2 protein-coding genes are annotated in these 2323 nt (G+C 69.1%); both read right to left on the bottom strand.

What is annotated here, in order from left to right:
- Positions 1 to 148: 148 nt before the first annotated feature.
- Complete coding sequence (locus tag RH94_RS23540; protein ID WP_073949693.1) at positions 149 to 1486, bottom strand: dicarboxylate/amino acid:cation symporter; 1338 nt, start codon at positions 1484 to 1486, stop codon at positions 149 to 151.
- Between the two features lie 110 nt (positions 1487 to 1596).
- A complete protein-coding gene (locus tag RH94_RS46200; RefSeq protein WP_267893391.1) occupies positions 1597 to 1725 on the bottom strand; it encodes a hypothetical protein in 129 nt (42 codons plus the stop codon).
- Between the last annotated feature and the right edge of the window lie 598 nt (positions 1726 to 2323).

The following is a 2323-nucleotide window of genomic DNA, read 5'->3' as shown; positions in this document are numbered from 1 at the left end:
GTAACGGGGTCCGGACACCGAACGCGGACGAGACGGACAGCGCAGTCGGTGTACCAGGAGGTGACAACAGGCAATTGTGCGGCGAACCGCCCCGAAGAGGGGCGGCGCCACGTTGCGTGACCGGAACGAGACAGGACGGGACGGGACGTCAGGCGGACACCGGGGCCGCCGGCTGCGGCTCGTCGTAGACGCTCTCCATGGAGTCGGCCGGGGAGGCCGAGGCGTTGTCGTACTTCGTCCGGTCCAGGATCTCCTCGCGGGCGGAGACGAGCACCGGGATGAGGGCCTGGCCCGCGACGTTGGTGGCGGTACGCATCATGTCCAGGATCGGGTCGATGGCGAGCAGCAGGCCCACGCCCTCCATCGGCAGGCCGAGGGTGGACAGGGTGAGCGTCAGCATGACGGTCGCGCCCGTCAGACCGGCGGTGGCCGCCGAGCCGATCACCGAGACGAAGGCGATGAGCAGGTACTCCTTGATGCCGAGCTGCACGTCGAAGATCTGCGCCACGAAGATCGCGGAGATGGCCGGGTAGATGGCCGCGCAGCCGTCCATCTTGGTCGTCGCGCCGAACGGCACGGCGAAGGACGCGTAGTCCTTGGGGACGCCGAGGCGGATCGCCGACTGCTGGGTGACCGGCATGGTGCCCACCGAGGAGCGGGAGACGAACGCCAGCTGGATGGCGGGCCAGGCGCCCTTGAAGAACTGCAGCGGGTTCAGCTTGCCGACGGTGAAGAGCAGCAGCGGGTAGACACCGAACAGGACCAGGGCGCAACCGATGTAGATGTCGGCGGTGAAGGTCGCGTAGTCGCCGAGCAGGTTCCAGCCGTACTGCACGATGGCGCGGCCGATGAGACCCGCGGAGCCGATCGGGGCGAGCAGGATCACCCACCACAGGGCCTTCTGCAGCAGCTGGAGGATGGACTCGGAGAGGGTGAGGACCGGCTGGGCCTTCGGGCCGGTCTTGAGGATCGCGATGCCGGCGACGACCGCCATGAAGACGATCTGCAACACCTTGAGCTCGGTGAACGGTGTGATGACGTCGGTGGGGATGATGCCGGTGAGGAAGTCCAGCCAGCTGCCGGCGTGCTCCGGCTTGGCGCCGTCGGCCGGGGTGAGGGCGGAGCCGGAGCCCGGGTTGGAGACCAGGCCGACGGTGAGGCCGATGGCGACCGCGATCAGCGAGGTGATCATGAACCAGAGCAGGGTGCGGCCGGCCAGGCGGGCCGCGTTGTTGACCTTCCGCAGATTGGTGATCGACACCATGATCGCAAAGAAGACCAGCGGAGCCACGGCCAGCTTCAGCAGCTGCACGAAGATGCCGCCCACCTTGTCCAGGGCGGTGGCGAGCCAGGACACGTCATAGGTACGGGCGACGAAGCCGAGGACCAGGCCGACGACGAGGCCGAGCAGGACCTGGGCCCAGAAGGGAACGGGTATCCGGAAGCCGGACGTCGCGGGCTTCGGATCGGCGGTGTTCGAGGACACGGACACACTCCAGTAGGGACGCGCGGAAAAGGCAGGTTCGAGCGGGGACGTACGGGAGCGGCGCGGTGTGAAGAGACGTCAACGGAGCCGCTGCACCGAGGAGTTCGCGGTCAGGCGCGACACGCCGCGGACAGGCAGCGGCAGAGGTCGACATGCAGGCGCACCACGAGCGGTACGCCCGTCACGGCACGGCAGACGCCGCAGGGGACGTCGGCGCGGTACGCGGCTGCTGTCTTCACAGCGAAAACGTTAACACCTTTACTTTGAGAACATCAAAGAGAATCTTTGGGCGGGAGAGCACTCCCTGCCGACCAGGGCTTCGGGCGCCATTCGCCGCCCGACTCGTCCGGTGCCCCTGAAGCCCGGGCGACGGCCTCGATGGGGCCGGGAAGTGTGATGCCACCCATAGGAGCCAGATCACTTCCTAACGAGCCTCGTAGCAGCCAGGCCGCCCCGAACAGCACAGAAAAGCCGCATAGCGGTGCATATCGGGCATGCCTCCGTAGCCGGGTAGTACGTCACACCTTTGCACCCCGCCCCGCCCGCCGCTAACCATGGACGTCGTTGCCCCGGCCACCCGACGGACCCGGCGAACCCCGCCGGCCCCCCGGCCCCCCGGCCCGCAACACGGGGCCCCGCCCCACGCCACCGCCCCCACCCGCGGCCGGCACCCCCACCACGCCCCCCACCGGAGGATCCCTTCCGCATGACCGCGACCACCCGCACCCCCCGCCTCGCCCGCCTGCGCACCCTCACCCTCACCGGCATCGCCACCACCGGCGCCGCAGCCGCCGCCCTCACCCTGATGCCCACCCCCGCCCAGGCGGCACCCCAGGC

The sequence above is a fragment of the Streptomyces kebangsaanensis genome, from assembly GCF_001906585.1.
Taxonomy (GTDB): Bacteria; Actinomycetota; Actinomycetes; order Streptomycetales; family Streptomycetaceae; genus Streptomyces; species Streptomyces kebangsaanensis.
This window is presented reverse-complemented; position numbering and strand designations above follow the sequence as displayed.